Consider the following 26,431-nt stretch of genomic DNA (forward strand, 5'->3'; position numbering starts at 1 on the left):
GCTGGCCCGACCCTTGCTTTGGCGGATCACGCCTCAGTGCGGCAAATACTGCTACATCTATACTCCGCCATGTTTTGACTCAGGTCTCGCTATCCCCCACACCATGCAAATTTTCCGACGTTTGTTGCGCTGGGTCCTGATCCTGGCGTTTTCCGGCTTGCTCCTGGCAGTTCTTGCGGTCGGTGTGGCGTACTGGCTGATTGCCCCCCGGCTCCCCTCGGTAGCCGAGTTGAAGAACTATCCGATGCAGGTGCCGCTGCGGGTGCTCAGCGCCGACGGCAAGCTGATCGCCACCTTCGGCGAGACCCGGCGCATCCCGGTGGGCATCGAGCACGTACCGGACCGGCTCAAGCACGCCGTGCTGTCGGCCGAGGATGCGGACTTCTACCACCACCCGGGCGTGGACTGGCACGGCATCGCGCGCGCCGGCTGGCACGTCGTCGTCACCGGCGGCGACAAGGGTCCCGGCGGCTCCACCATCACCCAGCAGGTCGCTCGCAACTTCTTCCTCAGTCCGGAGAAGCTCTACTCGCGCAAGCTCACCGAGATCTTCATCGCGCTGCGCATCGAGCATGAGCTGAGCAAGGACCAGATCCTCGAGCTGTATCTCAACAAGATGTTCCTCGGCCACCGCTCCTACGGCGTGGCCGCGGCGGCCGAGTACTACTATGGCAAGACGCTGGACCAGCTGAGCGTGGCCGAATGCGCGATGATCGCCTCGACCTTCCAGCTGCCCTCGGCGGTCAACCCGATCAACAGCCCGAAGCGCGCACTCGCGCGGCGCAACTGGGTGCTGGGCGAGATGCTGCGGCACGACTACGTCACCAAGGCGGTCTACGAGCAGGCGATCGCCGAGCCGAACCGCGCCTATCCGCACGAGCAGCCGATCGAGGTGGACGCGCCCTACCTCGCGGAAATGGTGCGGCGGCAGGTGCTCGACCGCTTCGGCAACGATGCGCTCACCGAGGGCTACGTGGTCTGGACCACCGTGCCGAGCGGGCGCCAGCAGGCTGCCCTGGAAGCCGTGCGCAACGGGCTGGTCGCCTACGACCGCCGGCACGGCTGGCGTGGGCCGGAGGCCCATCAGGACCTGCCCGCCGACGCGGGCGAGGCGGATTTCGACCGCGTCCTGTCCGGCTACGGCAGCGTCTCCGGCATGCAGCCGGGCCTGGTCACCGCCAGCAACGCGAAGCAGGCCACGGTCTACCTGTCCAGCCGCGAGAGCGTGATCCTCGACCTGCCCGCGATGCAGTGGGCGCGGCCGCACATCAACGAGGATCGCGTGGGCGCCGCGCCGACCAAGGTCGACGCGGTGCTCAAGCGCGGCGACATCATCCGGCTGTCGCGCGACGGCAAGGGCGAATGGCAGCTGGCGCAGGTCCCCGCGGCGCAGGCGGCGCTGACCTCGATCAATCCGGAGGACGGCTCGATCCAGGCGCTGGTCGGCGGCTTCAACTTCGTGCGCAGCAAGTTCAACCGGGCCGTGATGGCGGCGCGCCAGCCCGGCTCCAGCTTCAAGCCGTACCTGTATTCGGGCGCGTTCGAGCGCGGCTTCACGCCGGCCTCGATCATCAACGACGCGCCGCTCGCCCTGCCCGACCCCTCGCGCCCGAACGGCATCTGGACACCGTCCAACGACGACGACAAGTTCGCCGGGCCGATGCGCCTGCGCGAGGCGCTGGTGCAGTCGAAGAACCTGGTCTCGGTACGCCTGCTCGACGCCGTCGGCGTGCGCTACATGCGCGAATACGCCACCCGCTTCGGCTTCTCGCAGGACGCGATCCCGGCCAACCTGTCGATGGCGCTGGGCACCGCCTCGGTGTCGCCGATGAGCATGGCGCGCGGCTACGCCGTATTCGCCAACGGCGGCTACCTGGTCACGCCGTACTTCATCCACCAGATCGACGACCGCAGCGGCAAGGCGGTATACGTGGCCAACCCCGCGCGCGCCTGCCGCAACTGCCAGGAGCGCCTGCTCGACACGCGTCCGCCCGGGCCGCCGCCGGCGGACATGACGCCCACCCCTGCCAACAACCTGGCCCATGCCGGCAGCGCCGGCGAGCCCGCCGAATCCAGCAGCGTCGACGGCGTCGGCGAGGCGGTGCTGCCGGCCGACGTGCACGGCGGAAACGCGCCGCCGGTGCTCGCGCCGCGAGTAATCGACACGCGCAACGACTACCTGGTCACCTCGCTGATGAAGGACGTGATCCTGCGCGGCACCGGCTCGGCCGCGCGCGCGCTGGGCCGCGACGACCTGGCCGGCAAGACCGGCTCCACCAACGACCATCGCGACGCCTGGTTCGTCGGCTTCAACGGCGACCTGTCGACCGCGGTCTGGGTGGGCTTCGACGATTACGGTTCGCTCGGGCGCGGCGAGTTCGGCGCCAAGGCGGCGCTGCCGATCTGGATGGAGTACACCGGCGCGGTGCTGAAGGGCCTGCCGTCGAGCACGTTGCCGATGCCGCCGGGAATCAGTACGGTACTGATCAACCGCAACAGCGGCCTGCCCACCGCGGCGGGCGATCCGGACGGCATCAACGAGATGTTCAAGGTGGAAGACGTCGACCGGCTGCGCAGCCAGGCGGCCCAGCAGAAGGAGCAGGATCAGCAGCACGCCTACGACATCTTCTGATGCCCCTCCGGGGCGAGATCCGCCCCGGCCGTCGCTCACCCATCGTTGAGGAGTGCGCTATGTCCCGAGGCGACCACCACCGCATCCACGCGCATGACCGCGCGCAGCGCAACCGCCTGCGCGTGGCCCAGGAAGCCGCACGGCTGATGAGCGAGCACGGCATCCGGGATTTCCATCACGCCAAGCTGAAGGCCGCCGAGCGGCTGGGCATCCTCGATGCGCAGGCGCTGCCGCGCAACCTGGAGATCGAGCAGGCGTTGCGCGAGCACCAGCGGCTGTTCCTCGCCGACAGCCAGCCGCAGCTGCTGCGCCAGCGGCGCGAGGCGGCGGTCGAGGCGATGCGCTTCCTCGCCCCGTTCGAGCCGCGGCTGGTCGGCGCGGTGCTGGACGGCACCGCCGATGCGCATTCGGCGGTCTGCCTGCACGTGTACAGCGACGATCCGGAGGCGGTCGTGCTGTACCTGCGCGAGCGCGGCGTGCCGATCGAGACCCAGGTGCGCCGGCTGCGCTACGGCCGCGACGAGCAGCCCGAATACCCGGTGCTGCTGTTCGCCGCCGACGAGCTGCCGTTCGACCTGACCGTGCTGCCGCGCGACGCGCTGCGCCGGGCCCCGCTGGACCGCGCCGACGACAGGCCGATGCGCCGCGCCTCGCTGTCGCAGGTGGAAGCCCTGCTGGACGAGGAATCCGCCACCGACTTCGAGCGGCGGCTGAGTGCTGCGCTGCGCTGAGCCCGCTTCGATCCGCCCCACGAAAAAACGCCCCGGCCGAAGCCGGGGCGTTTTTTTCGCCTCAGGGCAGGCCGGCGCTCAGCGCCTGGCCGTCGGCACGTAATCGCGCACGTTGGCGCCGGTGTAGACCTGGCGCGGGCGGCCGATGCGCGACCCGGGGGTTTCGTGCTGCTCGATCCAGTGCGCGATCCAGCCGGCGGTACGCGCGATGGCGAACATCACGGTGAACATCTCGGTGGGGATGCCCAGCGCCTTGTAGATGATGCCGGAGTAGAAGTCCACGTTCGGGTACAGCTTGCGCTCGACGAAGTACTCGTCCTTCAGCGCCGCCTCCTCCAGCTTCATCGCCACGTCCAGCAGCGGGTCGTTGACGCCCAGCTCGGCCAGCACCTTGTGGCACATCTCGCGGATGATCTTCGCGCGCGGGTCGAAGTTCTTGTATACGCGGTGGCCGAAGCCCATCAGGCGGAAGCTGTCGTTCTTGTCCTTCGCGCGCAGCACCGCGGTCTCGACCTTGTCCGGCGAACCGATCTCCTGCAGCTGCTTGAGTACCGCCTCGTTGGCGCCGCCGTGCGCGGGGCCCCACAGCGCGGTGATGCCGGCGGCGATCGACGCGTACGGGTTCGCCCCGGTGGAGCCGACCAGGCGCACGGTGGAGGTGGAGGCGTTCTGCTCGTGGTCGGCATGCAGGATGAACAGCAGGTCCAGCGCCTTGGCGGCGACCGGGGTCATCTGCAGCGGCTCGCTCGGCACCTCGAACATCATGTGCAGGAAGCGGTCGACGTATTCCAGGTTGTTGCGCGGATAACGGAACGGCCAGCCGATCGAGTAGCGGTAGCAGGCGGCGGCGATCGTCGGCATCTTCGCGATCAGGCGGATCGCGGCCATCTTGCGGTCGGCCGGATCCTCGACGTTGAGGTCGTCGTGGTAGAACGCCGACAGCGAGGCCACCGCGGCAGCCAGCATCGCCATCGGGTGGGCGTCGTGGTGAAAGCCCTGGAAGAAGTTCTTCAGCGACTCGTGCATCATCGTGTGATGCGAGACGTCGTGTTCGAACGCGGCGAACTCGGCCGGCTTCGGCAGCTCGCCGTTGAGCAGCAGGTAGGCCACCTCGAGGAAGCTGGACTTCTCGGCCAGCTGCTCGATCGGATAACCACGGTACAGCAGCACGCCCTGGTCGCCGTCGATGTAGGTGATCGCGCTCTTGGTGCTGGCGGTCGAGCCGTAGCCAGGGTCGTAGGTGAAGTGGCCGGTATCCTTGTACAGCGTGCCGATGTCGATGCATGCCGGCCCCAGCGTGCCGCTGACCAGCGGCAGCTCGCTGCTGCGCTTGCTCGACTCATCCACCAGTTTGACGATCTTGGGGTCGGACACGGAAACCTCCTTACATGTGGGTCGCCATCGGCGGCGACCACAGGGTCGGTGCCGTCCGACGGGGGAATGCCTGGTGCCGCATGCCGGGGAAAGCGTGCGACGCAACGGACGCCTTGGCGCCGGTTCGCCGGCCATTATCGCACAAGGCCGCCGACACATTCGATGGCGAATGGTCGTAGGCCGGGCACGAAAAAACACGGGGCAAGCCTGCGCTCGCCCCGTGTCTGGAATCGGATCCGGCCGGCCATCGCAGGCCAGGGCCGCCGACGTCGATTATTCCTTGGCGGAACCCGCGTAGCGGCGGCGGAACTTGTCGACGCGACCGCCGACGTCCAGCGTCTTCTGCTTGCCGGTATAGAACGGGTGCGAATGGCTGGAGATATCCACCTTGATCAGCGGGTACTCGTTGCCGTCCTCCCACTTGATGGTTTCCTTGCTGGACATGGTCGACTTGGTCAGGAACGCGAAGTCGGACGACAGGTCCTGGAACACCACCGGGACGTACTTCGGATGGATGTCAGGCTTCATGGCTGGCTCTAAAGCGATGGTGAAAAGAGCGGCATTGTAACGGGCAAGCGGTCATGGCCGCAAGTCGATGGCCCACACGCTCAACCCGCCGCGCCCAGCGCGCGCCGCACCATCGCGGCGAAGCGGGCCTGGTCCACCTCCAGCACGATGTTCGCCCGGGCCGGCCGGCCCAGCCGGCCCTTCCAGTCGACCACGGTGGCGCCGCGGGTCAGCCGGCCGTCCAACTCCACCGCCACGGCGCGGGTCTCGCGGCGGGTGACGATCGCGGGATCCAGCGCCACCGCCATCGCCAGCGCATCGGCGGCGACCAGCCCGTGGCGGCCGTGCTTCGCGTTGTAGCGGCGGGCCGTGGCCACGATCCGCCCGAAGAAGTCCGCGCGCCGGTCGCCGGCCGCCAGCCAGCCGTCGAATTCGGCATCGTCGAACGCGTGCCGCAGGGTGGCCTCCCAGTCGACCAGGTCGAACGTGGGGAAGGCCTCGAACACCACGTGCGCCGCCTCCGGATCGAAGCCGACGTTGAACTCCGCCGGCACCCTGCCGGTGTTGCCGTGGCCGGTCACGGCACCGCCCATCACCACCAGCCGCGCCACCCGTTCGGGCAAGGCCGGATCGAGCCGCAACGCGAGTGCCAGGTTGGTCAGCGGCCCCAGTGCCACCAGGGTCAGTTCGCCCGGCCGCTCGCGGGTCAGCCGCAGCAGGGCCAGCGCGGCCGGTTCGTCGGCCAGCGCAGCCGCGGGCGCGGGGAAGCCGACGTCGCCGAAACCGTCCTGGCCATGCACGAAGGCGGCGTCCTCGTCCGACGCGCGCACCAGCGGCGTGGCGCAGCCGGCGAACACCGGGGTGGCCGCGCCGACCAGGTCGACCAGGGTGCGCGCATTGCGCACGGTATGGCCGAGGCCCACGTTGCCGGCGGCGATGCTGAGGCCGGCGATGTCGGCGTGCGCGTAGGCCATCAGGATCGCCAGTGCGTCGTCCACGCCGGGGTCGGTGTCGATCAGGAGCTGCGGCTTGTTCATGGATGGATAATTTCAAGAGTTGAAAAGTGCGGCCAAGGATGGCCACCCGTTTGATCTTGCCACCACCATCCTTGGCGGCCGCCCTTCGGGCCATCGCTGACGCGATGTCAAAAATCGCTCCGGGCGATTTTTTCGCAATCAGGGATGATCGCAAAAACATTGAAAAGTGCGGCCAAGGTTGACCACCCGTTTGATCTTGCGACCACCATCCTTGGCGGCCGCCCTTCGGGCCATCGCTGGCGCGATGTCAAAAATCGCTCCGGGCGATTTTTTCGCAATCAGGGATGATCGCAAAAATCACGCATGTGCGTAGCGTGCTGCGCCGCCGATCCAGCGCTCGATCAATTGTGTGGTCTGCCGCGGGTGCTCCGCCAGCATGTGCTCGCCGACCTGCTGCACCGCCGGCAACAGGTGGGCGTCGCGGGCGAGATCGGCGATGCGGAAGCTGAGCTGGCCGGTCTGGCGAGTGCCCAGCACCTCGCCCGGGCCGCGCAGTTCAAGGTCCTTCTCGGCGATGCGGAAGCCGTCGTTGGTGTCGCGCATCACCTGCAGCCGCTCGCGCGCCAGCTGGCCCAGCGGCGGCTGGTACAGCAGCACGCAATTGGAGGCCACCGCGCCGCGACCGACCCGGCCGCGCAACTGGTGCAGCTGGGCCAGGCCCAGCCGTTCGCTGTTCTCGACCACCATCAGGCTGGCGTTCGGCACGTCCACGCCCACCTCGATCACCGTGGTGGCCACCAGCACGGCCAGTTCGCCGGCCTCGAACGCATCCATCACCGCCTGCTTTTCCTTCGGCTTCATGCGGCCGTGGATCAGGCCGACCCGATAACCGGCCAGCGCGGCGGACAATTCCGCATGCGCCACCTCGGCCGCCTGCGCGCGCAACTGCTCGGACTCCTCGATCAGCGTGCACACCCAGTACACCTGGCGGCCCTCGCCGCAGGCGGCGTGGATGCGCTCGATCACCTCGGCGCGCCGCGCGTTCGAGATCGCGATGGTCTGCACCGGCGTGCGTCCGGGCGGCAGTTCGTCGACCGACGAGACGTCCAGGTCGGCGTATGCGCTCATCGCCAGCGTGCGCGGGATCGGCGTGGCGGTCAGCACCAGCTGGTGCGAAACGAGCTGCCCATCCTTGCCCTTGTCGCGCAGGGCCAATCGCTGCTGCACGCCGAAACGGTGCTGCTCGTCGACGATCACCAGGCCGAGCCGCGCGAACGCCACGCCCTCCTGCATCAGCGCGTGCGTGCCGACCACCACCGGCGCGCCTGCGGCCACCCGCGCCAGCGCCTGCTTGCGCGCCTTGCCGGTGACCTTGCCGGCCAGCCACTCCACCTCGATGCCCAGCGGCTGCAGCCAGTGGCGGAAGTTGCGCAGATGCTGCTCGGCCAGCAGCTCGGTCGGTGCCATCAGCGCGACCTGGTACCCGGATTCCACCGCCGCCAGCGCCGCCAGCGCGGCCACCACGGTCTTGCCGCTGCTTATGTTAGCAAGGGCTCTTAGGGGGCCTTTGTTCAGGGAAGGAAGGCGCCGAGAGAGGATCTTGTCTTGGCTTGAACGATTCGATGTAGGCATTCTGATTGGGCTTACCCGGTTCGATCAAGCGCAAGGTGACACCGAGCTCGTGCACTCAGGTCAACATCGCGCGACCGCAGAACTCCTTGCCGTTGTCGGTGCGGATCACCTGCGGCAGCCCGCGCGTCACGCGAAGCTGATCCAGGATGTGGGTGAGCTGGTACCCCCCGATGACCCGCTTCGGCACGATCGCCACCGACTCGAACGTCGCGTCATCGACGATGGCCAGACATTTGATGACACGGCCTTCGGCCATGCGGTTAAACACGAAGTCCATCGACCACGCCTCGTTCGCGGCGCGTGGTCGAACCAGCGGCTACCGCTCGGACATGGCACCTCCTTGCGCTTACGCCGCCGTACCTGCAGCTTCACCGACGGAATGGCTTGGCTTACTAGGAAAGGGTATCTGGTTTGAGCGCAAGTAGCCGCGCACCCCATGCGCGGTCATAGAAAGGCGCCATTCCTGCAGCCTTGATGGAGAGATATTCAGGCGTATCCCGGAGAAAAAGCTGGACTTTGGCGGGCCGCTCCTTTCCGTACGTCCCTTCGACCGCCTTTGAAATCGCCTCAGTAACTTGGACACTTTCAGTTACCAAGATGGCAATTTGTAGTGGCCGAGTCGGGAGCTGGTTAAGTTCGGCTTCCAGGAAATAGGCCTGCTCAACTTGGCTGATTCCGGCCAAGAAAGTCATCAGCTTGCTGGCCAACAAAGGATGACTGTTTGCAATGGCAGCGTTCTCGCGTGCACCGAGCATCAATGTCGTCGCGCCCCCAGCCTGCGCAATGCTGGACAAGGCACGTGCTAGCTCGTCAGCCGAAAACGGCACGTCGTAGGTCGACCCTGGATTGACGTGGCAGTGAGTGTTTGGATTCGCCTCAAGGAGACTCTGGACATGGATGCTAAAAGCGGTCTTCCCGGGTATGGGTGCTTTGGCCAACGCCTCCTGCGAGGTGAAAAGCGGAATAACCTGCGCACCGTCATGACGAATCCAGGCAACGGTCTGGCTGTTCCATACCGTCTGTGCCTCGTCAGCCGGATGGTGGATGAAGACAAACGCATTGCTCCGTAGGAGCTTTTTCAGGAACCGGGGCCGAGTGCCTGGTTCCAACACGGCGCGCTTTAACAATCTTTCCAGATGTTCGGTAGAAGCCACGATTTACGTCCTCCAAAACCGGGTTGGCGCAAACGAGCGCCGCCATTCGTTCGTTGATGTCAAACGCCGAATCGTGACCACGCTGAATCAGTTGACCTTGCTGTGTCGTGCCATGCCTGGCCAGACTTGATCCACCCACGCACGGCATGGATCCGTAACTTGGTTGTGGGCCATCGGCCTACTCATGGGTAGCACCCCCTGATCCGATGGGTCGGGCCCGATCTAATGCGTCCTCGGATACTGGGACATCCCAGTAGTTTTCACCGAGCCGGCTGGTCCAGATGAAAGTGCTGGCAAAGGTGCTCATGGGCACCGAGGAATGTCGGCTGAATTGCTTGACCGGACGTCCGCTGAAGTTCGCCCGATCGGCGTTCATACAGATTGAATTGATGAATTCGCGCTCTGCAGTGCCCCCAGCACCCGCACCGTTTCGCATGAACAAGGAGGCCAAGTGCTTGGCCGCCGACCACATCAATGCACAACCCTGACCGATGGATTGTTGTGCCAGAATCGCCGGAAGAGCTGCAGCAGCCGGCCGCGCCAGAGCCGGGTTCAGATTGTGCGCTGCCAGCGCGTACTCACCGAATGCCAGGCATTCCCCAATAGCAAGCGATTGCCACGTCTGCAAGATGACTTCACGTGAGCGAACCGTCGACTCGAACGTATCCATGCTGACACGGAGCTGGTACGGCAGACTGCCCTGAGTCGCCTCATTCCAGACGATAAGCCAATCGGAGTCTTCAAGGCTTGCGCCTTCACTCCATGGGGCCTCACTCACTGCATCGTCCAGCCGGCGCCGCGAAGCGATCGGTGCAAGAACGCTGGCTTCCAGCAGGGTCGACAGAATCAGATGTCGCAACGCGCGGTGCGGTGCCAGGCGCATGCCGAAACCGGGGCGGGCACGTACGTGCCTGAAACCCGCATCGGCACCGGCTTGGATCACCGCCAGCAATGCCATCCCACCGAACACGCCGAGATCTTCCACCCTGAGTTCGGGTGGTTCTATGTCTGGATGTTCCGGCATCGCGGCGGCTACAAACACGAGTAGATACCTCTAAAAGCCGATTTTGGACTATCCCAAATCGGACTCTAGCGTGCCTAGCCGACTACCGGCAAGCTTATGGCCCGCTCGACACACCATCCCAACTACCAGACGTTACTTAGGTTGCTCCGTGATCTGAGGGAGCGCGCAGGCGTCACCCAGCTTGCGTTGGCTGAAAGCCTTGGCAACACGCAAACATTTATCTCGAAGATCGAGCGCGGCGAACGCCGGATTGACGTTGTCGAGTTCATCGAGATCTGTGATGCACTCGGCGCGGACCCGATCGCCGCTTTTCGCGAGTATGTCCAGCGCCGCTCTTTACTAGGGAAGAGAGGTAGCAAGTTGACCCGCCAGACACCGAATTGAGGCACACGGCGGCCCATGGTCAGCGCGGCATCTGCAGCTAATCCCGACCGCCGACGTTCTCGCCATCTTCTTTAGTGAAGGGTTTCGCGATTGGCGGCAAGATGTCGAGCATGACTTCGAAAGGACAGCACAGCCGCGTGCCATGTGACGTGACCACAAAGGTGGCGGACGCTTCCGCAGCAGGGCTCCTGCTGCTGAACCGGTGGACGCCTAGGCTGAGGTAAGGCGCTAGCGAATTGTTTAAGGGCGAGTATCATTCGCCAATGATAACGAATCGTATTCGCAATATTTTACGCGACCTTCCCATGGCGATGCTTCTGCTGTTCGGCATGACTGCCTTTCCGGTCACGGCTCAGGACGCGATGACCTCGGTTCCGCAGACCTGGCAGATGCTCGACTACCTGGCGACCGATTACGCGGGTGCGGTGAAGGATGGCGCTGTCATCAGCACCTCCGAGTACGCCGAGATGCGGGAGTTCACGGCGACGGCGCGATCACGCATCGGCACGTTGCCACCGATCGCCGCCACACCGGCACTCTTGCAACAGGCCGATGCGTTGGTGGCCTCGGTCGATGCCAAGAGGACACCCGCTCAGGTGGCGACGCAGGCGCATGCGCTGGCCGATGCACTACTCCAGGCGTACCCAGTGCCGACCGCACCGGAACGCACTCCCGATCTGGCGCGCGGGGCAACGCTCTACCAAAACCAGTGCGCAGCCTGTCATGGCGCCACCGGACACGGTGACGGGCCCGCTGGCCTGCAGCTGTCGCCTCGACCGGTAAACTTCACCGATCAGGCGCGGGCGGATCAGCGCAGCGCGCTGTCGTTGTACGAGGTAATCAGCCAGGGGGTGGAAGGCACGCCGATGATGAGTTACGCGCAGCAACTCTCTTCCGATGATCGTTGGGCGCTGGCGTACTACGTGGGCTCGCTGGCCTATACCAAGGAAGCGGCCACCGGTGCCGATGCATGGCAACACGACACCGCTGCGCGGGCGCAGATCGCCGACTTGAAGGAATTATCGCGTGCACGTGTCGCGCAGTTGACGCCTACCCTCGGTGCGGAGCGCGCCCGGACGATCGTGGGTTATCTGCGAGCTCACCCAGACGTCATCCAGCAGCAGGCCTTGACCGGCATCCCCTTGGCACGGGCGCGACTGGCGGCGAGCCTGACGGCTTACCGTGCCGGTGCGAAGACGCAAGCCACCCAACTGGCGCTGTCCGCCTACCTTGATGGAGTGGAACCGGTCGAACCGCAACTCAATGCACGTGACGGTGCGCTGCGCGCCCAGCTCGAAACGGCCATGGGTGCCTATCGCAGCGCATTGTCGAGCAGTACTCCCGTGGCGTCGCTGGTGAAGCAGGCCGATGCTATCGACGGTCTGTTGATCCGCGCCCGGGAAGTCACCGCCGATGCGGCGGGCGATGCGGCCGCGACCTTCCTGGGGGCCTTCACCATCCTGGTCCGCGAGGGTCTGGAGGCCCTGCTGGTGGTAGTCGCCCTGCTCGCCTTCCTGCGCAAGGCCGCACGCCCCGAAGCGCTGCGCTACGTGCATGCGGGCTGGATCCTTGCACTGGTCGCCGGCGGGATCACCTGGGCGATCGCGAGCTATGCCATCTCCATCAGTGGTGCCGGTCGTGAATTGACCGAGGGACTGTCGTCGCTGTTTGCGGCGTTCGTACTGCTCGGGGTGGGTCTGTGGATGCACCAGAAGAGCATCGGCGGTCGCTGGCAGGCGTACCTGAAGGAAAAGATGGCGGCCGCGCTCAATCGACGTTCGGCGTGGTTCCTGTTCGGGCTGGCCTTCATCTCGGTGTACCGCGAGGTGTTCGAGAGCATCCTGTTCTACGCCGCGCTGTGGAACGACGGCCAGGAAGTGGGGCTACTCGGCGGCATCGCCGCCGGTGCGGCAGTGCTGGGGCTGATCGCCTGGGTACTGCTGCGTACCAGCCGGCGACTGCCGATCGGCACGTTTTTCTCCGCCAGTTCGGCGCTGATCGCCGTGCTCGCCATCGTACTGACCGGCAAAGGTGTCGCCGCCCTGCAGGAGGCTGGTTGGGTCGCGGTGAGCGTCGCGCCGGTGCCGCATATCGAACTGCTGGGCATCTATCCGACCTGGCAATCCTTGCTGGCCCAGTTGACGATTCTGGTGCTGCTGGCGGTCGGATTCGTGTTCAATATCCGTCGTGGCCGTCAATCATCACCGTCAGCCACAACTGCCAGAGAAGTTCTCCCCGATGCAGAGTGAAGGCGATCCGGCATGAGTGAGTGTGGCTGCCACGCGCAAGCGACCAATGAGGCGGAACGCCGGATCCTGCGCTTGGCCTTGGGACTCAATGCCACGATGTTCGTGGTCGGCATCGTTGCGGGTCTGATCGCCCAGTCGATGGGACTGATCGCCGATTCGCTGGATATGCTGGCCGATGCGAGTGCCTACGGCATCGCCCTGCTGGCGTGGGCGCGCAGCGCGAGCTTCAAGGCCTCGGCGGCACAACTGAGCGGAACACTGCTTTTGGTGCTGGGGCTAGGCGTCTTGCTCGGTGTCGTGTGGCGCCTTGTGATGGGAAGCCACCCCGAGGGCTTATGGATGACGGGCATCGCCTTGGTGGCTCTCGTCGTCAACACCACGGTGCTGCGCTTGCTGGAACGCTTTCGTCATGGTGAGGTGCATTTGCGAGCGACTTGGCTATTTACCCGGGTCGATGTCCTCGCGAACTTGGCGGTCATCGTCTCCGGTGTGCTGGTGCTTCTATGGCACAGCGCGGTGCCTGATCTGGTGATCGGTACGGCCATCGCCTGCTATGTACTGAAGGAGGCGCTGGGCATTCTGCGCGAAGCGAAGGAAGCGCGGGTTGCCGCCAGCGAATCGATCGTCAAACCATGACCGCTCCGGCATTGGGGCTTGGCCCGGTGGTGTATGCCGTTGACCTTCGACTGTTCCACGCCATCCATCCGTCTACACCGCCGTCGCCCGCGATGCTGCATCTGGCGCGCGGTCTGGCCGATGGGCCGTTGATCCTGACCGCTGCTCTCCTTGGGACGATGCTGATGTTTCCTCGGTGGTCGATGCGCTCGATCGCCCTGAAAGCGGTGGGTGTCGCTGCCGTGGCACTACTCCTGAATCTGGTCATCGGCGCTGTCTGGGATCGAGCGCGCCCCTTCGTGGCCGGTGTCGGCCAAGCATGGGTCTCCCATGCGGCGACCGGCAGCTTTCCCAGCGACCACCTGACCGTGCAGTGGGTCGTCGCCGGCATACTGTTGCTGAATCAACGCAGCCGAGTTTGGGGCATCGGGATCGCACTGCTTGGTCTGCTCATGGCATGGGCACGCATCTACCTGGGCGTGCATTATCCCGGCGATATGCTGGGAGCCCTCGCGATAGGTGGGCTGGCCATGCTGAGTGGCTGGGCTGGGGTTGCGAGCCAGCCCCACGCCGTCCAACGGCGGTGACCACGTAGCCGCGCATACTGTCGGCCTTCCACCGTGGCCAGCGTCGCCAGCGGCGCACGCGATCGCCCAGGTTCATCGGCATCGCACGCACAATGACGTGCGCAGGCTTGAGACAGGACGACGGTTCCCGTCGCAGCCACGCCACGCCGACGGGGAGTCATCGCGTGGAAGCGGCACCGGGCTCGCGGTTTGGCAAAGCGACTGTGTGAGGTCAAACCTTTTGCGGCTCCTCGCACCCCAGCCCGCACGACGTTGTTTCGACCTGCAGCGTCACGTGATGGATGTCAAAGCGCGCCTCCAGCATCTGCGCCAGCCGGAGCCGCAGCGCTTCTGCGTCTGATGCGTCGCCATCCATGATCACATGCGCCGCCATCGCCGAACGCGTGCTGCTGAGCGCCCATACGTGCACATCGTGCAGCGCAGCCACGCCCGGAGTGGCCAGCATTTCGGCGCGGACCCGTTCAGTATCGACGCCACGAGGCGTCCCCTCCATCAGGACATTCCCGGCCTCTCGCAGCAATGTCCATGTCCGCGGCAGCACCCACAGACCAATCAACACGGCGATGATTGGATCGGCAATGTAAAAGCCGGTGAACTTGATGATCAACGCGCCGATGATTACGCCGACCGAACCGATCATGTCGGCCCAAACTTCCAGATAGGCGCCTTTCACGTTGAGGTTTTCACCGCTGCCGGCCTTGAGCAATCGCATCGAGATGAGGTTGATCACCAGCCCGAGCACCGCGATCACCAGCATGCCGGTGGAGGCCACCGACGGCGGTTCGCTGAAACGCCGCACCGCCTCCCACAAGATGTAGCCGGCGACGAGGAACAGCAAGCCACCATTGACGAGTGCGCCGATGGCTTCCATGCGCGCGTAACCATAGGTGCGTTTCGCATCGGGGGGACGTCGTGCCAGGCGCACGGCGGTCAGCGAGATCGTCAGCGCGATCACATCGGTCGCCATGTGTGCCGCGTCCGACAACAAGGCCAAGCTGTTGGTAAGCAGACCGCCGATGATCTCGGCGACAAGAAACATACTGGTCAGGCCGAGTGCCCACCACAGCGGCGTCTCGTGCCTGATCTCCGTACCCACATGATCGTGCCCGGCATTCATCAGTTGTCTCCACTCACGTAGCTTCGCCACGCCATGCGGAACACCCGCCATGCCGAGCGCAGAAACATCAACAACAACGCCGACGCAACCAGCAGATCGGGCCAGCCGGCGCCGAAGAAGCCGACGCCGGCGGCCGCTGCCAGCACGGCGACACCTTCGAACACGTCATTGCGCGAGCATTCCCAGGCCGAGGCCATGTTGACGTCGCCTTTGCGGTAAGGCAGCAGCAGGCGCAGGCATGCGGCATTGGCGACCAGGTTCAGCAAGGCGGCGATACCGATCGCCTCGAAGATCGGCACGCCAGGATGCAGGAGACGCCAGCCAATCTGGATGGCGACTGCAAGCGCCGCACCAAGAATCAGTGCGCCCTTGAACAGCGCCACCCGGGCCTTCGCGCGGTCACTGGCACCAACAACCGCAAGGCTCAAGAGGTAGGTGAGCGCATCCCCAAGATTGTCCAACCCGCCGGACAGCAGCGACGACGAACCGCTGTAGATCGCCGCGGCCAGCATCATCGTGAAAGTAGCGAGGTTGATCGCCAGAACGATCATCAACACCCGACGCTGCCGCGCCTGCAACGCGGCAATATCGATGGTGGTGGCACAACACGTATCAGACATGAGCCGGTAACCCGATGGATTGGATGCATGCTTCAGGTATTGGAATCCCTCATGGCGGCGACCACTCTACGCGGCCGCCGCCGTGTTATGAAATGACACCGATGCAGCGACGTGAGTACTCCCGCTGCCCCGATTAGTCGTTATCCACACGCCCGTCGATCGGCCACGCCCGATCCACCGTGCTCTGGTAGACCCAGCCCGCAACACTCTGGCCGGTGCGTCCGTGCAAACGGATCAGCTGCACGGCCCGTTCGGCTTGGTCGTCCTCGCAAAACACTTCGAGCTTGATCTGCTTGGTCACCCGTTCGCCCAGTTCCATCGAATAGATCTGTTCCTGGGCACTGAGCGCGGTCAACAACCCTTTGACGTCGCTCACCGAGAGATAGCGGAACCCACCGTCCTCCAGGGCATGGATGACGTCGACCACGCGGCCGCGATGGATGAATGCCTTTACTTCTTTCATGGGGTGTTCTCCTTGGCGAGGCGCCGGGCGGCGCGTTCTTCGATCCAGTCGTAGAGCACCGGCAGCAGCACCAGCGTCAGCAACGTCGAGGTGATCAGCCCGCCCACCACCACGGTGGCGAGCGGACGCTGGGTTTCGGCACCGACGCCGCTGGACAACAGCATCGGCACCAGGCCCAGGATCGCCACGCTGGCGGTCATCATCACCGGGCGCATGCGTAGCGCGGTGCCGCGGATCACCGCCTCGCGCACGGGCAAGCCTTTCTCACGTTGCTCGTTCAAGAAACTCACCAACACGATGCCGTTCAACATCGCCACGCCGAACACCGCGATGAAGCCGATCGCCGAGGGCACCGACAGGTACTGCCCGGTAATCGCCAGCCCGACGATGCCGCCAATAGTGGCGAACGGCACGTTGGCCAGGATCAGCGTGGCGTGCTTTACCGAGTTGAACGCGGTGTAGAGCAAGACGAAGATGAAGAAAATCGTCGCCGGCACGATCAGCGACAACCGCTTCAACGCCCGCTGCTGGTTCTCGAATGCGCCGCCCCATTCGCTGTAGTAGCCGGTCGGCAGCTTCACCTGCTGCGCGATGGCGGCATTGGCCTCCTTGACGAAGCCGTCGATGTCGCGACCACGCACGTCCATTTGGATCACCGCATAACGCTGCAGCTGTTCCCGACGGATGAACGAATAGCCTTCCGCATCACTGACCTCGGCCACTTGCGACAACTGCACCAGCGCGCCACTGGCCGTGCGGATCGGGATGCGCTGGATCGCCGGCAAGGACGCCTTGTCCGCATCGTCCAGCCGCACCGCGATGTCGAAGCGTTTCACGCCATCGAGCAGGGTCGTCACCGGTTCGCCACCGATGCCGTTCTTCACCACGGTCAACACGTCGTCGGCGTTCAAGCCATAGCGGGCCAGTGCATCGCGATCCACCTTGATGCGGATCTGTGGCTTGCCGATGTTTGCCTCCAGCGCGAGATCGGCCACGCCGGGCACCCCGGCCAGCGCGTTTTTGATGCGGCCGCTCAGGCGATCCAGCTCGCCCAGATCATCGCCGTAGATCTTCAGCGCCAACGTGGCGCGCACACCGGAGATCAGTTCCTCGATACGCATCTGGATCGGCTGGGTGTAACTCACCACCGCGGTGGGCAAGGCCGCCGACAGTTCTTTCTGCATGGCCTCCTCGATGCTCTCCAGCGTCTCGCCCTTGCGCCATTGATCCTTAGGCTTCAGCGGGGTGTACACCTCCATGTAATTCACGTCGGCTGTCTCGCCTTTCTCGGCGCGACCGATCATTGCCAGCGTGGTTTCCACTTCCGGAAACTTCTGTTTGATCAGCGTCGACACCTGTTTGGAGATGGCGATCGACTCGTCGAGCGATGCCGACGGGATCGAGGTGATCCGCCACATGATGGCGCCTTCCTTCAGGTTGGGCATGAACTCCTTGCCGAGGAACGGGAACAGCGCGAGGCTGCCGAGCAAGGCACCGGCGGCGATGCCCAACACCAGTTTGCGACGTGCCAACGCCCAGGCGAGCACCGTGGCGTAATGGCGTTTCAGGAACGCCACCAACCAGGTGTCCTTCTCTTCCTTCGGTTTCAGCACCAGCGCGGCGAGTACCGGGATCAACGTCAAGGCGAGAATCAGCGATCCCGCCATCGCGAAGCTGATGTTGAACGCCATCGGCTTGAACATCTTGCCTTCCAGTCCTTGCAAACTGAACAGCGGCAGGAACACCACGATGATGATCAGGATCGCAAACGCCATCGGATTGGCCACCTCGCGGGCAGCCGCCAGCACCGCGGCGGTGCGATCCACCGGGAGCCCATGCGCCTTGCGCTCGGCCATGATGCGGTAGGCGTTCTCCACCATCACCACCGCGCCGTCCACCATCATGCCGATGCCGATCGCCAGGCCCGCCAGCGACATCAGGTTGGCCGAGAGGCCGACCTGATTCATGCAGATGAAGGCGATCAGCATGGCCAGCGGGAGCGCCACCACCACCACGATGGCGCTGCGGAACTCGCCCAGGAACAGGAACAGGATGATCGCGACCAGGATCGAACCTTCGATCAAGGCACGCACGGCGGTTTCCACGGCCGCATTGACCAACTCGGTGCGTTCGTACACTGGCTTGACCACGACGCCGGGCGGCAGCGCCTGCTTCACCGTGTCGAGCTTGGCTTTCACCGCATCGACCACGCTCTTGGCGTTCTCGCCGATGCGGGCAAGCGCCTGGCCCATCACCACTTCCTTGCCATCGCGGGTCACCGCACCGGTGCGCGGTGCGCCCGCTTCGGTGATCGTGGCCACATCACGCACGTAGACCGGGGTACCGTCCTCGGTCTTGAGCACGATGTTGCCCAGATCCTTCGCGTTCTGGATCAGGCCCAGTCCACGCACCAGGTACTGCTCGCGGCCCACATCGACGAAGTTGCCGCCGACCTGGGCGTTGTTGGCCTGCAGCGCCTCGATCACGTCCTTGAAGCCGAGCTTGTGCGCGATCAGCTTCATCGGGTCGATGCGTACCTGGAACTGCTTTTCCTGGCCGCCCCAGGAGGTGACGTCGTCGACGCCGGGGGCGGTGCGCAGGATCAGGCGGATGGTCCAGTCCTGCAGGGTGCGCAGGTCCATGTCGTTCGGCGCGGTGCTGGCGGTAGCACCCTTGAGCTTGTTGTCGGCTCGCTCGACGGTGTACCAGAACACCTGGCCGAGGCCGGAGGTGTTCGGTCCCATCGCCGGTTTGCCGTAACCCGCCGGCAAGCGATCGCCGACCTGCTGCAGCCGTTCGTTGACCAGCTGACGGGCGAAGTAGATGTCCATGCTGTCGTCGAAGTACACCGACACGTAGGACAAGCCGAACAGGCTGACCGAGCGGATCTGTTCCACCTTGGGCAGGCCGGCCAGTGCCGACTCCACCGGCGTGGTCAGCAGTTGTTCCACGTCCTCTGCCGCAAGTCCCGAGGCTTCGGTGTACACATTGACCTGCACCGGTGTGACGTCCGGGAAGGCATCGATGGGCAGCTGACGCACCGCCTGAAAACCAAGGAAGCCGATCACCACGAAAACGATCAGCACCAGCACCTTGTAGCGCAGGGAGAATTCAACCAGACGTTCCAGCATCATTCTTCTCCCAACTGCGAGCGCAGCAAACGGGCCTTCAAGGCGAAGGCGCCCTTGCGCACGTAGGTGTCGCCGGCCTTGAGGCCCTGGGTGACCATCGTCCAGCCATCACGGGTGTCGCCGACCATCACCGGCGCCGGCTCGAACGTGCCGTTGCCTTTGGCCAGGAACACGGTCGGCTGGTTTTGCAGCAACACGATCGCTTCGGCCGGTACCGCCAGCTTCGGCACCGCCTCACCGACCGCGATGCGCGCTTCGACCAATTCGCCCGGGCGCAGGAGGTTGTTCGGGTTGGCAACTTCGATGCGCACCGGCACGGTGCGGGTGCGTTCGTTCGTCTGCGACGAACTCAGGATGACCTTCCCCGTCAGCGTCTGGTCGTGCGCCAGCACGCGCGCGTCCATGCCGGGTTGCGCGCGGGCCGCATCGCCCGGCGCGAGTTGCGCCTCGACCCAGACCGCGTCGTCGTTGACCAAGGTAAACAGGGTACGGCCGGGCTCGACGCGTTCGCCGATGAGGAACTCGTCACTGGCGATGCGCCCGGCGGTCGGCGCCAGCAATGCATAGCTGCCATCCGCCTTGGCGGAACCCGCGCGCAGCATGCCGCGGATCTGGCCGTCGGATAGCCCGTAGGCACGCAGCTTGGCACGCGCCTGATCGCGCTGCACCTTCGCTTCGTTGTAGCGTCGTGCCGACACCGCCTGCGGTCCCAGCGACGCGATCCGTTGCCAGTCCTGTTCGGCCACGATCAACGCGCCTTGCGTCTCGGCGACCTGCACGCTGGAGAGCACCACCAACGGCGCACCGGTTTTCACCACGTCGCCGAGCTTGGCCTTGCGGGCCAGCACCTGCGATTCGACGCGCGGCGACACCAGCACGGTGGAATACGCATCGGCTTTCACTTCGCCGGGGGCTTTCAGTTCATCGGTCAGGGCGCGCGTGGCGGCCTTGTCGAGCACGATGCCGGCGTCCTTGATCGCCTTGGCATCCAGCGCGAGCGGATTGGCGGGTGCGGGTTCCTGCGCCATGACAGGGCCGGCCAACGCGGCCAGCAGCGCCATGCCCAGCAGGCTGCGTTTCAAAAGAGAGAGATTCATCGGGGGATATCCTGATTAAGGCCGTCCTGAGTAGGACCGTCCTGAGTGCGGCCATCGAGCCAGTCGGTCAGACGGCCCGCAGCGGTGAGGTAGTCGAACCAGGTCTGCCAGGTTTGGCTTTCCAGTTCCTGGCCGGACAGCGCGGTGTCCAGGCTCTGTTTGAGCTGCACGAGGTAATCGGACGTGCTGATTTCGCCGGCACGCCAGAGCTTCTCCAGCAACGCGGTGCGATCCTCGAATGCAGCGGCCCGGCCGCTGCGAAAGGCTTCGGTCGCACTGCGCAAGGCGGCGTAACGGGCTTGCGCTTCCTGCAGTCCGGCGCGCAGCACAAACTGGCGTGAGCGCACACCGGCCGCCGCTGCATCGGCTTCCGCACGGGCGGCATCCACTTCGGCACGTCCGGTGTTGAGCACCGGCAACGGAATGGACACGCTCAGACCGATCACCTGATCGGTGCGCGGCCCGCTGCGTACCTGTCCGCCGGTCAAGCTCAGCGTGGGATCGGGGATACGTGCCCGGCGGGCGACTTGCACCCCGGCCTCGGCACTCGCTTGCTGGGCGCGGGCCTGGCGCAGTTCGGGCAGTTCATCGACGGGCAACGGCGTAACACTGCCCGCCGCCGGTGACATACCGTTGGGCAACGGTGGCAACGCGGTCAGTTGATCGCCACTGATGGCCAGCAACGCCGCACGAGCTGCCGCTTCATTGCCCGCGAGTGTGGCTTGTTGCACCTGCGCCTCACCGAGCGCCAAGCCGGCCAAGTCGCGTTCCGGACTGCTGATGTCGCCCACCTTCAACCGCTGTGCGGCCAAGTCATCGAAGCGCTTCATCAGCGCCAGGCGGCGTTGCCCCAGTTCGCTCTGTCGGGCTGCGAGTGCGGCCGTCGACCAGGCTTTCAGCCAGCGGGTGGCCACATCGCGACGCAGCAGGTTGTAGCCAGCTTCGGCCGCCAACAGGTCGGCCTCGCCCTGGCTGGCGCGAGCGCGGCGTTTGCCGGACAGATCCAGCGGCAGGCTGATGCCGGCCGTGCGCCGATTGGCGTCGGCATTCTCCGCATCAAGCGACAGCGAGGGGTTGTACAGCGGCTGCGCAGCGGCACGCGCACGGGCCTGGGCAGCATCCAGATCCGCGCGCGCGGCCTGCACCTCGGGACTGGCTTGCCAGATACGGCGCACCGCATCCTGCAAGGGCGACGTCGACAACGATGTCGGCAGGGGAGCTACCGGTGGGGAGAAAGGGGATACGGGCGCGGCACTGAGCATCGCCGCGTACAACAGACACACGGCGCCGATGGGCACCGAACGAAAAACAGACATGAAGCGATCTCCTGAAAACGGTCACGAAGCGACGAACTGCACCGGCGGTGGCGTCGCGTAACGGAGCGGTTTCAGGCGATCGGAGGGCGCAGCAGCGAGCCGGTCGTGGCCGGCGTGAATCCCGAATGGAGGGTGAGCGGTGCGAAGCGTGCTTCCATCATGGCGATGGGAAGCGATGCGCTGACGGGGAACGTCACCGAATGGGCACAGGCACAGTGGCAACTGCGCCCTTCACCCAGAAGACAGGAGTTCGCATCGTCAGCCGATACCGAACTGACGGCGGTGTCCGCCAACAGGGTGGTCGGGGCAGCAGCGGTCGCCGACGCGAATCGCGCTCCCGGTCCATCGCCCACGCAGATCGATCCGCTGACCAGTTTGATCAGCAACACGGCCACGGCCAACACCCACAATCCGCGGTGGCGGCGCAGGCGAGTCAGCAGTGATGGCGCAGACCGATACATCCCATGATCCTATACGACAGCCACGCTGTTAGACAATTTCACTTGGGCGCCGGTCGTGATGAATTCAGACAACCCCCTACCGGCACCGTTTGACCCCTATGAAGGATGGTCTACCCGCAGCACGACTTCTGTTGCTGGATCGGCGGACACGGCACGCTGCCGTACGAGCAGAACACGCAGCAGTCGCCCGCCTTGGGCCGGAGCAATTCGCCGCAGCCCTCACAGTCGTAGAAGAACTGGCAGGCGTCGGTCGGCATGGTCTCGGTGGCCTGATGGTCGCAATGCGGGCACGTCAGCGTGCTCTGCAGGATGGGCTCAACCGCCATGGTTTTGCGCCGTAGCCGGAAAACCCGCCTCGGTAACCGTGCGCGCCAGTGTCGACTCCGTCGTGCGATCGGCATCGAACGTCACAGTGACAGTCTCGGCCTTGAGATCGACCTTCGAGCTCGTGACACCCGCTATGCGGCTCAAGGCTTTCTTGATCGTCACACTGCAGCTCGGGCACGTCATGTTCGCCGCATGCAGCACGGCCGTGGTGGGTGTTGCCGCATGAGCCATGCCCAGCCCCAAGATGGCGACCATTACGAATAGCCACTGACGCATCGTTCGTCTCCTACAAAAACCAGCCAATGAAATAGGGAAACAGCAACAACGGCACGGTCAGCACGGTGGCTGTCCACAGCCAAAACCGCCGCCGCCGCAAGACCGTCGGCTCGACGCAGGTGCCCTCGGTGCGGCAACGCGACCATGGCCCATAAAGCATCCAGAACGCGAGACCCAGGCAAAACAAGGTGGCCGTGACGAACCATGGACGCCAGGGATCGAGCGCCGTGAGATGGGCGATCCACGCGCCACTGATGCCCATCAGCACCAGTATCAGTGGCACCACGCAACACACGGATGCACCGATCGCCGCAAGCAGTGCGACGATCACGGCGGGAAGCGACGATTTGGCCGGCAACGTAGTCATGAGCGCATACTAACTTCCGTACCCGACTACGGAGTCAAGCATGACTTCTGCTCTCACCATCGGCCGATTGGCCTTGGCCGCTGACGTGCACATCGAGACCGTGCGCTATTACCAGCGTGTGGGCCTGCTGCGTGAGCCCGAGCGGCCGTTAGGCGGTGTGCGTCGCTATGAACACCAGGATCTGGCGCGCCTTCAGTTCATCCGACGCGCCAAGACGATGGGCTTCACGCTGGGCGAAATTGCCGGCTTGTTGGAGCTCAAGGGCAAACGGGCCTGCGACCAGACCCGCCGACTGACCGAACACAAACTCCTCGACGTGCGCCGCAAGTTGGATGATCTGCAGCGGCTGGAAACGGAGCTCATGCAGCTCGCTGACGACTGCGCACATGCTCCGCGTGGCGGGCATTGCCCGACCTTGGATTTTTTGCATCAGGCGTAGCGCGAACCTCTGAAATGAGAATTCGGGCGCGTGCCAGTGGGCCGATGAGGAATAGTAAAGCGAAGGGGAAAGTATCTTGGCAGTCTGTTACGAGCCAGATAACACCGAACCATGGCTTCCCGATCACCACCCCCCTGCTGGAGCCAGCCGCTTAAGCAACGCGGCCCCGTCAACAGGCTCGTGATCAAGGATATGTATTCGGCGCACATCCGTGGGTTTCGCGCTGGCAGGCTACCTGTTGACCGGAACCTCCGCGCTGAACCATCCGATGGACAGCGCGGTCGCCAACGCTTGAACCATGACGAAGATGCCAAGCGCCATCCCGAACCCAAGCCGAAGCGCCTCGCCGAACAGGAGGCTACCCACGCCGAATCCAGCGAACAGTGCGAAGACGTTCAAGCCCATCGCCTGTCCCGGGCGCTTTCCTCCAAGCGCGGTGACGATGCCCCCGAAGAGGGGCTGCGTCATGTCGTAGCCGAGAGAAAGGACGGTCACGGCCACAATCGCGAGTATCAGGGGACCGTTGAAAATTAGGGTAGCGGCACCTAGGGCACCCAGCCCGAGCCCGATGGGCAACAACCTGGCGCGCCCCCAGCGATCGGCGGCCCGGCCGATCAGCGGGCCGAACAAGAAACCAGGAATCCCGTAACCGAGCAGGGCTACACCAATCCCTACCGGACCAAGACCGTAACGCTGCTCGAAATAGACACCGAGCCACGTGAAGACGCCAGAGTGAAAAATCGAATTGACGAAAACATAGCCATAAGTGCGCTGCCCTCGCGGAGTGCCGATGAGATCGCGATATCCGCGGAATAACTCTTCCATCGTCTCGGGAACAGCCTTCCTCGTCGACGAAATAAGTGAACGGTGGAGCAGCAACACCACGAACACACCCACGGCGGCCAAGGCGACCAAAAGAAAGAGGCCGCGCCAACCAAGCAGAGGCTCCAGCACAGCACCGAAAGTCGAACCGAAAGCCATGCCACCGGCCATCGCTCCGAACAGCCAGCCGAGGGGCCGTCCGCGTTGTTCGTACGGATACAGACCGCCGATGAGCACCAAGGCGAGCGGCACGACGCCACTGGCACCCAGACCGGTCAGGGCACGCCAGAGAGTCAGCTGCCCGATCGATTGCGCACCTGCGGTGAGTGCTGTGAGCACCGCGAACATACCCAGCGACGCAAAGATGAGACGCTGAATGCCGATTCGATCCGCAAGGAGACCGAAGGCCAGCACCGTCACGCCGTACGGGATGAGGTAGGCGGGAACAATCACGCCAGTCGCTTGGACGGACGTTCCAAAGCTCGTCGACAGCACCGGAATGATCGGCGCCACCATGTAAGCCTGAAAAAAGATAATGAAGGTTGCCAGCGCGAGCGCCCTGAGTAGGCGTTCGCGTTCGTCGCTGGTGGTCGGCATCAGGCTTCGCCTATGTGCGCAATCAAATTCATTCGCGAGGGACTGTCTGGTTCGCTCTACGGGAAGCTCGTGTCCTTGACGTCAATTCAGCTCGCCAAGGCCGGTAGCCAGAAGAAGTACGCATTGAGCATGTACAGCCCCGTAGCGATGAGGGTCGCTGCACCGGCAATTTCGAAGACACGACGGTAGGCCGAGACGAACCGGAGGTTCTCCAGCCAGCCCAGCGACCACGCACCCACGGCCAGCGGTACGGCACGCCCCAATGCAAAGGCCAGCAACAGCAGTGCGCCAAGCCAGGGCGATCCGAGACTTGCTACCACCCCCAACAGCACGGCCAACGCCGGCGTGCATATCGGGCAGATCGCGATTGAAAAAGGGACGCCCAGAAGGAACGCGCCGAAGGAACTGTTCGGGCGCTTCACTTTGAAGGCGAACGCTGGCAGCGGAATGCGTAGCCATCCCGGCCACATCAGTCCGAGTACGATCAGCGCCGGACCGATCAGCACGCCCCACTTGCGATCCAGCAGCTTCTGTACGCCCAAGCCGCCGAATCCGGCGACGAGGCCGAGCACGACATGGATCACGACCATCCCGAAAATGAACATGGCGGCGAAGACAAACGCCTGCCGGCTCGTGCGGGCTTTGGTCACATAGGCCAGCGAGACCGGGATGGCAGCCATCGCTACCGGGTTGAAACTGAAAACCAAGCCCGCAAGAAAACTGGCCACGACGGCCGCGGGACCGGCGTGTTCAAAGGCGAAGCGAAGCGAGTCGACGTCCACGTTAATTCACTTTCTTGCAGCGTTCGGAAAGCGCTACCCGGAGCTGCCGTCGGGTGGGCAACGAGGTGAAGACCAGCTCGCCGTCAATGGCAACCGCCGGCAACGTCAGAACGCCCAATTGCACGGCGTAGTCCAGCTCATCGAGCACATTGAGTTCCCGCCACTCCAAATCCGCGACGATCTCAAACGCAGCGGTCTTGAGGCCATCGCGCGCTTCGGCACAGCGGACGCAGCCAGGCGAGTAGAAAAGTTCGAGCTTCATGCAGTCATCGGCCAGTCGTCGTTGCAACCTTTGCTTTCTCCAGCGCAGCGAGGATCGGACACTCGACGACGGGATGACTTTCCTCGTTGCAATCGTTGATCAATTCGTCGAGTGCTTTCGACATCGATTTCATGAGCCGTATCTTGCCTTCGATCTGCAACTTTTTCTCGACGGCAAGTCGGCGCACATCCCCACAGCATGCGGCCTGCTCAGATCGCAACGCCAGCAGTTCGCGAATTTCGGCCAGCGTGAAACCGCATTGCTGCGCCTGACGAATGAAGCCGACGCGTTGCACGGACTCCGGCCGGTAGAGCCGGTAGCCGGCGTCGCTCTTCGCATCCGGCACGATCAACCCTTCCTGCTCGTAGTAGCGCAAGGCCTCGGTGCTTATGGTGGCGAGGCCGGCCAGTTTGCCGATCGTGAACATGATGATCTCGACGGTGATGGACAATTCAAAGAAATAAGTGGTGACCGGCCGCGGAGCGTTT

26 protein-coding genes and 2 pseudogenes are annotated in these 26,431 nt (G+C 64.4%); 7 read left to right on the forward strand and 21 right to left on the reverse strand.

All coding sequences use genetic code 11. The features are described 5' to 3' along the window. Positions 1-103 precede the first annotated feature (103 nt). Both AC3WRN_RS01305 and AC3WRN_RS01310 read left to right on the forward strand, forming a co-directional pair. Positions 104-2,632: a penicillin-binding protein 1A gene (locus AC3WRN_RS01305; RefSeq protein ID WP_492621565.1), complete on the forward strand. Its 2,529-nt coding sequence runs from the start codon at positions 104-106 to the stop codon at positions 2,630-2,632. Positions 2,633-2,691: 59 nt separating this feature from the next. After that, entirely contained in the window at positions 2,692-3,363 is a 672-nt protein-coding gene (locus AC3WRN_RS01310) for a hypothetical protein (RefSeq protein ID WP_068092618.1), read from the forward strand. A 78-nt stretch (positions 3,364-3,441) separates the two neighbouring features. Here AC3WRN_RS01310 and AC3WRN_RS01315 read toward each other — a convergent pair whose 3' ends face one another. From AC3WRN_RS01315 to AC3WRN_RS01345, 7 genes and pseudogenes are all read right to left on the reverse strand, one after another. Beyond that, positions 3,442-4,737, reverse strand: a complete 1,296-nt coding sequence (locus AC3WRN_RS01315; protein ID WP_492621566.1) for a citrate synthase — start codon at positions 4,735-4,737, stop codon at positions 3,442-3,444. A 273-nt stretch (positions 4,738-5,010) separates the two neighbouring features. Further along, positions 5,011-5,265 (reverse strand): type B 50S ribosomal protein L31, encoded by a 255-nt coding sequence (locus tag AC3WRN_RS01320; protein ID WP_068092612.1) that lies wholly within the window; start codon positions 5,263-5,265, stop codon positions 5,011-5,013. 80 nt (positions 5,266-5,345) lie between these two features. Next, positions 5,346-6,281, reverse strand: a complete 936-nt coding sequence (locus tag AC3WRN_RS01325; protein WP_492621567.1) for a nucleoside hydrolase — start codon at positions 6,279-6,281, stop codon at positions 5,346-5,348. 297 nt (positions 6,282-6,578) lie between these two features. Further along, a pseudogene (locus AC3WRN_RS01330) lies at positions 6,579-7,853 on the reverse strand (ATP-dependent DNA helicase RecG); the annotation flags it as partial. Next, a pseudogene (locus tag AC3WRN_RS01335) lies at positions 7,825-8,222 on the reverse strand (DDE-type integrase/transposase/recombinase); the annotation flags it as partial. The pseudogenes AC3WRN_RS01335 and AC3WRN_RS01330, both read right to left, overlap by 29 nt. Before the next feature lie 23 nt (positions 8,223-8,245). Next, positions 8,246-9,007, reverse strand: a complete 762-nt coding sequence (locus AC3WRN_RS01340) for an SseB family protein (RefSeq protein WP_492621568.1) — start codon at positions 9,005-9,007, stop codon at positions 8,246-8,248. A gap of 178 nt (positions 9,008-9,185) precedes the next feature. Then, complete coding sequence (locus AC3WRN_RS01345; RefSeq protein WP_492621569.1) at positions 9,186-10,049, reverse strand: hypothetical protein; 864 nt, start codon at positions 10,047-10,049, stop codon at positions 9,186-9,188. 78 nt (positions 10,050-10,127) lie between these two features. Between AC3WRN_RS01345 and AC3WRN_RS01350 the strand changes: the two genes are divergently transcribed. The 4 genes from AC3WRN_RS01350 (at position 10,128) to AC3WRN_RS01365 (ending at position 13,866) form a co-directional block, all read left to right on the forward strand. Further along, positions 10,128-10,415 carry a helix-turn-helix domain-containing protein gene (locus AC3WRN_RS01350; RefSeq protein ID WP_492621570.1) on the forward strand — a complete coding sequence of 96 codons (288 nt, stop codon included), beginning with the start codon at positions 10,128-10,130 and terminating at the stop codon, positions 10,413-10,415. Between the two features lie 305 nt (positions 10,416-10,720). After that, entirely contained in the window at positions 10,721-12,664 is a 1,944-nt protein-coding gene (locus tag AC3WRN_RS01355) for an FTR1 family protein (protein WP_492621571.1), read from the forward strand. Between the two features lie 12 nt (positions 12,665-12,676). Next, a complete protein-coding gene (locus AC3WRN_RS01360) occupies positions 12,677-13,300 on the forward strand; it encodes a cation efflux transmembrane domain-containing protein (RefSeq protein WP_492621572.1) in 624 nt (207 codons plus the stop codon). Continuing rightward, positions 13,297-13,866, forward strand: a complete 570-nt coding sequence (locus AC3WRN_RS01365) for a phosphatase PAP2 family protein (RefSeq protein WP_027485207.1) — start codon at positions 13,297-13,299, stop codon at positions 13,864-13,866. The genes AC3WRN_RS01360 and AC3WRN_RS01365 overlap by 4 nt, the downstream gene beginning before the upstream one ends. A 211-nt stretch (positions 13,867-14,077) precedes the next feature. Here the strand turns inward: AC3WRN_RS01365 and AC3WRN_RS01370 are convergent, their stop codons facing one another. The 10 genes from AC3WRN_RS01370 to AC3WRN_RS01415 all read right to left on the reverse strand — a co-directional run bounded on the left by AC3WRN_RS01370 (position 14,078) and on the right by AC3WRN_RS01415 (position 23,041). Next, positions 14,078-14,983, reverse strand: coding sequence for a cation diffusion facilitator family transporter (locus AC3WRN_RS01370; RefSeq protein ID WP_043795557.1), 906 nt, complete (start codon positions 14,981-14,983; stop codon positions 14,078-14,080). Next, positions 14,983-15,603 (reverse strand): cation efflux transmembrane domain-containing protein, encoded by a 621-nt coding sequence (locus tag AC3WRN_RS01375; RefSeq protein WP_027485206.1) that lies wholly within the window; start codon positions 15,601-15,603, stop codon positions 14,983-14,985. The genes AC3WRN_RS01370 and AC3WRN_RS01375 overlap by 1 nt, the downstream gene beginning before the upstream one ends. 133 nt (positions 15,604-15,736) lie before the next feature. Further along, positions 15,737-16,066 (reverse strand): P-II family nitrogen regulator, encoded by a 330-nt coding sequence (locus AC3WRN_RS01380; RefSeq protein ID WP_027485205.1) that lies wholly within the window; start codon positions 16,064-16,066, stop codon positions 15,737-15,739. After that, positions 16,063-19,197, reverse strand: a complete 3,135-nt coding sequence (locus AC3WRN_RS01385) for an efflux RND transporter permease subunit (RefSeq protein WP_063107839.1) — start codon at positions 19,195-19,197, stop codon at positions 16,063-16,065. Before AC3WRN_RS01385 ends, AC3WRN_RS01380 begins: the two co-directional genes overlap by 4 nt. Beyond that, positions 19,197-20,258: an efflux RND transporter periplasmic adaptor subunit gene (locus AC3WRN_RS01390; protein ID WP_407071447.1), complete on the reverse strand. Its 1,062-nt coding sequence runs from the start codon at positions 20,256-20,258 to the stop codon at positions 19,197-19,199. Before AC3WRN_RS01390 ends, AC3WRN_RS01385 begins: the two co-directional genes overlap by 1 nt. A 32-nt stretch (positions 20,259-20,290) precedes the next feature. Beyond that, positions 20,291-21,469 (reverse strand): TolC family protein, encoded by a 1,179-nt coding sequence (locus AC3WRN_RS01395; protein ID WP_043795569.1) that lies wholly within the window; start codon positions 21,467-21,469, stop codon positions 20,291-20,293. A 212-nt stretch (positions 21,470-21,681) separates the two neighbouring features. Continuing rightward, positions 21,682-22,005 carry a hypothetical protein gene (locus AC3WRN_RS01400; protein WP_492621573.1) on the reverse strand — a complete coding sequence of 108 codons (324 nt, stop codon included), beginning with the start codon at positions 22,003-22,005 and terminating at the stop codon, positions 21,682-21,684. A 176-nt stretch (positions 22,006-22,181) separates the two neighbouring features. Further along, complete coding sequence (locus tag AC3WRN_RS01405; RefSeq protein WP_027485201.1) at positions 22,182-22,397, reverse strand: GDCCVxC domain-containing (seleno)protein; 216 nt, start codon at positions 22,395-22,397, stop codon at positions 22,182-22,184. Further along, positions 22,387-22,674 carry a heavy-metal-associated domain-containing protein gene (locus AC3WRN_RS01410; RefSeq protein WP_027485200.1) on the reverse strand — a complete coding sequence of 96 codons (288 nt, stop codon included), beginning with the start codon at positions 22,672-22,674 and terminating at the stop codon, positions 22,387-22,389. Before AC3WRN_RS01410 ends, AC3WRN_RS01405 begins: the two co-directional genes overlap by 11 nt. Positions 22,675-22,684: 10 nt before the next feature. After that, on the reverse strand, positions 22,685-23,041 hold the full coding sequence (locus AC3WRN_RS01415; protein ID WP_492621574.1) for a mercuric transporter MerT family protein: 357 nt from the start codon (positions 23,039-23,041) through the stop codon (positions 22,685-22,687). Between the two features lie 40 nt (positions 23,042-23,081). On the opposite strand from AC3WRN_RS01415, the gene AC3WRN_RS01420 reads away from it, so the two are divergent. Next, positions 23,082-23,480 (forward strand): MerR family DNA-binding protein, encoded by a 399-nt coding sequence (locus tag AC3WRN_RS01420; RefSeq protein WP_492621575.1) that lies wholly within the window; start codon positions 23,082-23,084, stop codon positions 23,478-23,480. A gap of 231 nt (positions 23,481-23,711) precedes the next feature. On the opposite strand, the gene AC3WRN_RS01425 is transcribed toward AC3WRN_RS01420, so the two are convergent. From AC3WRN_RS01425 to AC3WRN_RS01440, 4 genes are all read right to left on the reverse strand, one after another. After that, entirely contained in the window at positions 23,712-24,899 is a 1,188-nt protein-coding gene (locus AC3WRN_RS01425; RefSeq protein WP_492621576.1) for an MFS transporter, read from the reverse strand. A gap of 86 nt (positions 24,900-24,985) precedes the next feature. Continuing rightward, a complete protein-coding gene (locus AC3WRN_RS01430; RefSeq protein ID WP_492621577.1) occupies positions 24,986-25,681 on the reverse strand; it encodes a cytochrome c biogenesis CcdA family protein in 696 nt (231 codons plus the stop codon). A 1-nt stretch (position 25,682) separates the two neighbouring features. Continuing rightward, positions 25,683-25,943 carry a thioredoxin family protein gene (locus AC3WRN_RS01435; RefSeq protein WP_492621578.1) on the reverse strand — a complete coding sequence of 87 codons (261 nt, stop codon included), beginning with the start codon at positions 25,941-25,943 and terminating at the stop codon, positions 25,683-25,685. A 4-nt stretch (positions 25,944-25,947) separates the two neighbouring features. Next, positions 25,948-26,370 (reverse strand): heavy metal-responsive transcriptional regulator, encoded by a 423-nt coding sequence (locus AC3WRN_RS01440; protein ID WP_492621579.1) that lies wholly within the window; start codon positions 26,368-26,370, stop codon positions 25,948-25,950. Positions 26,371-26,431: the final 61 nt, after the last annotated feature.

This window comes from Rhodanobacter sp. FW101-FHT13A11 (assembly GCF_058790335.1).

Coding starts and splice junctions, on each gene's coding strand:
- AC3WRN_RS01390 (WP_407071447.1), bottom strand. CDS start 20,258: ATGGCGCTGCTGGCCGCGTTGGCCGGCCCTGTCATGGCGCAGGAACCC.
- AC3WRN_RS01410 (WP_027485200.1), bottom strand. CDS start 22,674: ATGCGTCAGTGGCTATTCGTAATGGTCGCCATCTTGGGGCTGGGCATG.
- AC3WRN_RS01355 (WP_492621571.1), top strand. CDS start 10,721: ATGGCGATGCTTCTGCTGTTCGGCATGACTGCCTTTCCGGTCACGGCT.
- AC3WRN_RS01325 (WP_492621567.1), bottom strand. CDS start 6,281: ATGAACAAGCCGCAGCTCCTGATCGACACCGACCCCGGCGTGGACGAC.
- AC3WRN_RS01425 (WP_492621576.1), bottom strand. CDS start 24,899: ATGCCGACCACCAGCGACGAACGCGAACGCCTACTCAGGGCGCTCGCG.
- AC3WRN_RS01435 (WP_492621578.1), bottom strand. CDS start 25,943: ATGAAGCTCGAACTTTTCTACTCGCCTGGCTGCGTCCGCTGTGCCGAA.
- AC3WRN_RS01305 (WP_492621565.1), top strand. CDS start 104: ATGCAAATTTTCCGACGTTTGTTGCGCTGGGTCCTGATCCTGGCGTTT.
- AC3WRN_RS01320 (WP_068092612.1), bottom strand. CDS start 5,265: ATGAAGCCTGACATCCATCCGAAGTACGTCCCGGTGGTGTTCCAGGAC.
- AC3WRN_RS01365 (WP_027485207.1), top strand. CDS start 13,297: ATGACCGCTCCGGCATTGGGGCTTGGCCCGGTGGTGTATGCCGTTGAC.
- AC3WRN_RS01350 (WP_492621570.1), top strand. CDS start 10,128: ATGGCCCGCTCGACACACCATCCCAACTACCAGACGTTACTTAGGTTG.
- AC3WRN_RS01360 (WP_492621572.1), top strand. CDS start 12,677: ATGAGTGAGTGTGGCTGCCACGCGCAAGCGACCAATGAGGCGGAACGC.
- AC3WRN_RS01370 (WP_043795557.1), bottom strand. CDS start 14,983: ATGAATGCCGGGCACGATCATGTGGGTACGGAGATCAGGCACGAGACG.
- AC3WRN_RS01310 (WP_068092618.1), top strand. CDS start 2,692: ATGTCCCGAGGCGACCACCACCGCATCCACGCGCATGACCGCGCGCAG.
- AC3WRN_RS01415 (WP_492621574.1), bottom strand. CDS start 23,041: ATGACTACGTTGCCGGCCAAATCGTCGCTTCCCGCCGTGATCGTCGCA.
- AC3WRN_RS01440 (WP_492621579.1), bottom strand. CDS start 26,370: ATGTTCACGATCGGCAAACTGGCCGGCCTCGCCACCATAAGCACCGAG.
- AC3WRN_RS01385 (WP_063107839.1), bottom strand. CDS start 19,197: ATGCTGGAACGTCTGGTTGAATTCTCCCTGCGCTACAAGGTGCTGGTG.
- AC3WRN_RS01405 (WP_027485201.1), bottom strand. CDS start 22,397: ATGGCGGTTGAGCCCATCCTGCAGAGCACGCTGACGTGCCCGCATTGC.
- AC3WRN_RS01420 (WP_492621575.1), top strand. CDS start 23,082: ATGACTTCTGCTCTCACCATCGGCCGATTGGCCTTGGCCGCTGACGTG.
- AC3WRN_RS01380 (WP_027485205.1), bottom strand. CDS start 16,066: ATGAAAGAAGTAAAGGCATTCATCCATCGCGGCCGCGTGGTCGACGTC.
- AC3WRN_RS01375 (WP_027485206.1), bottom strand. CDS start 15,603: ATGTCTGATACGTGTTGTGCCACCACCATCGATATTGCCGCGTTGCAG.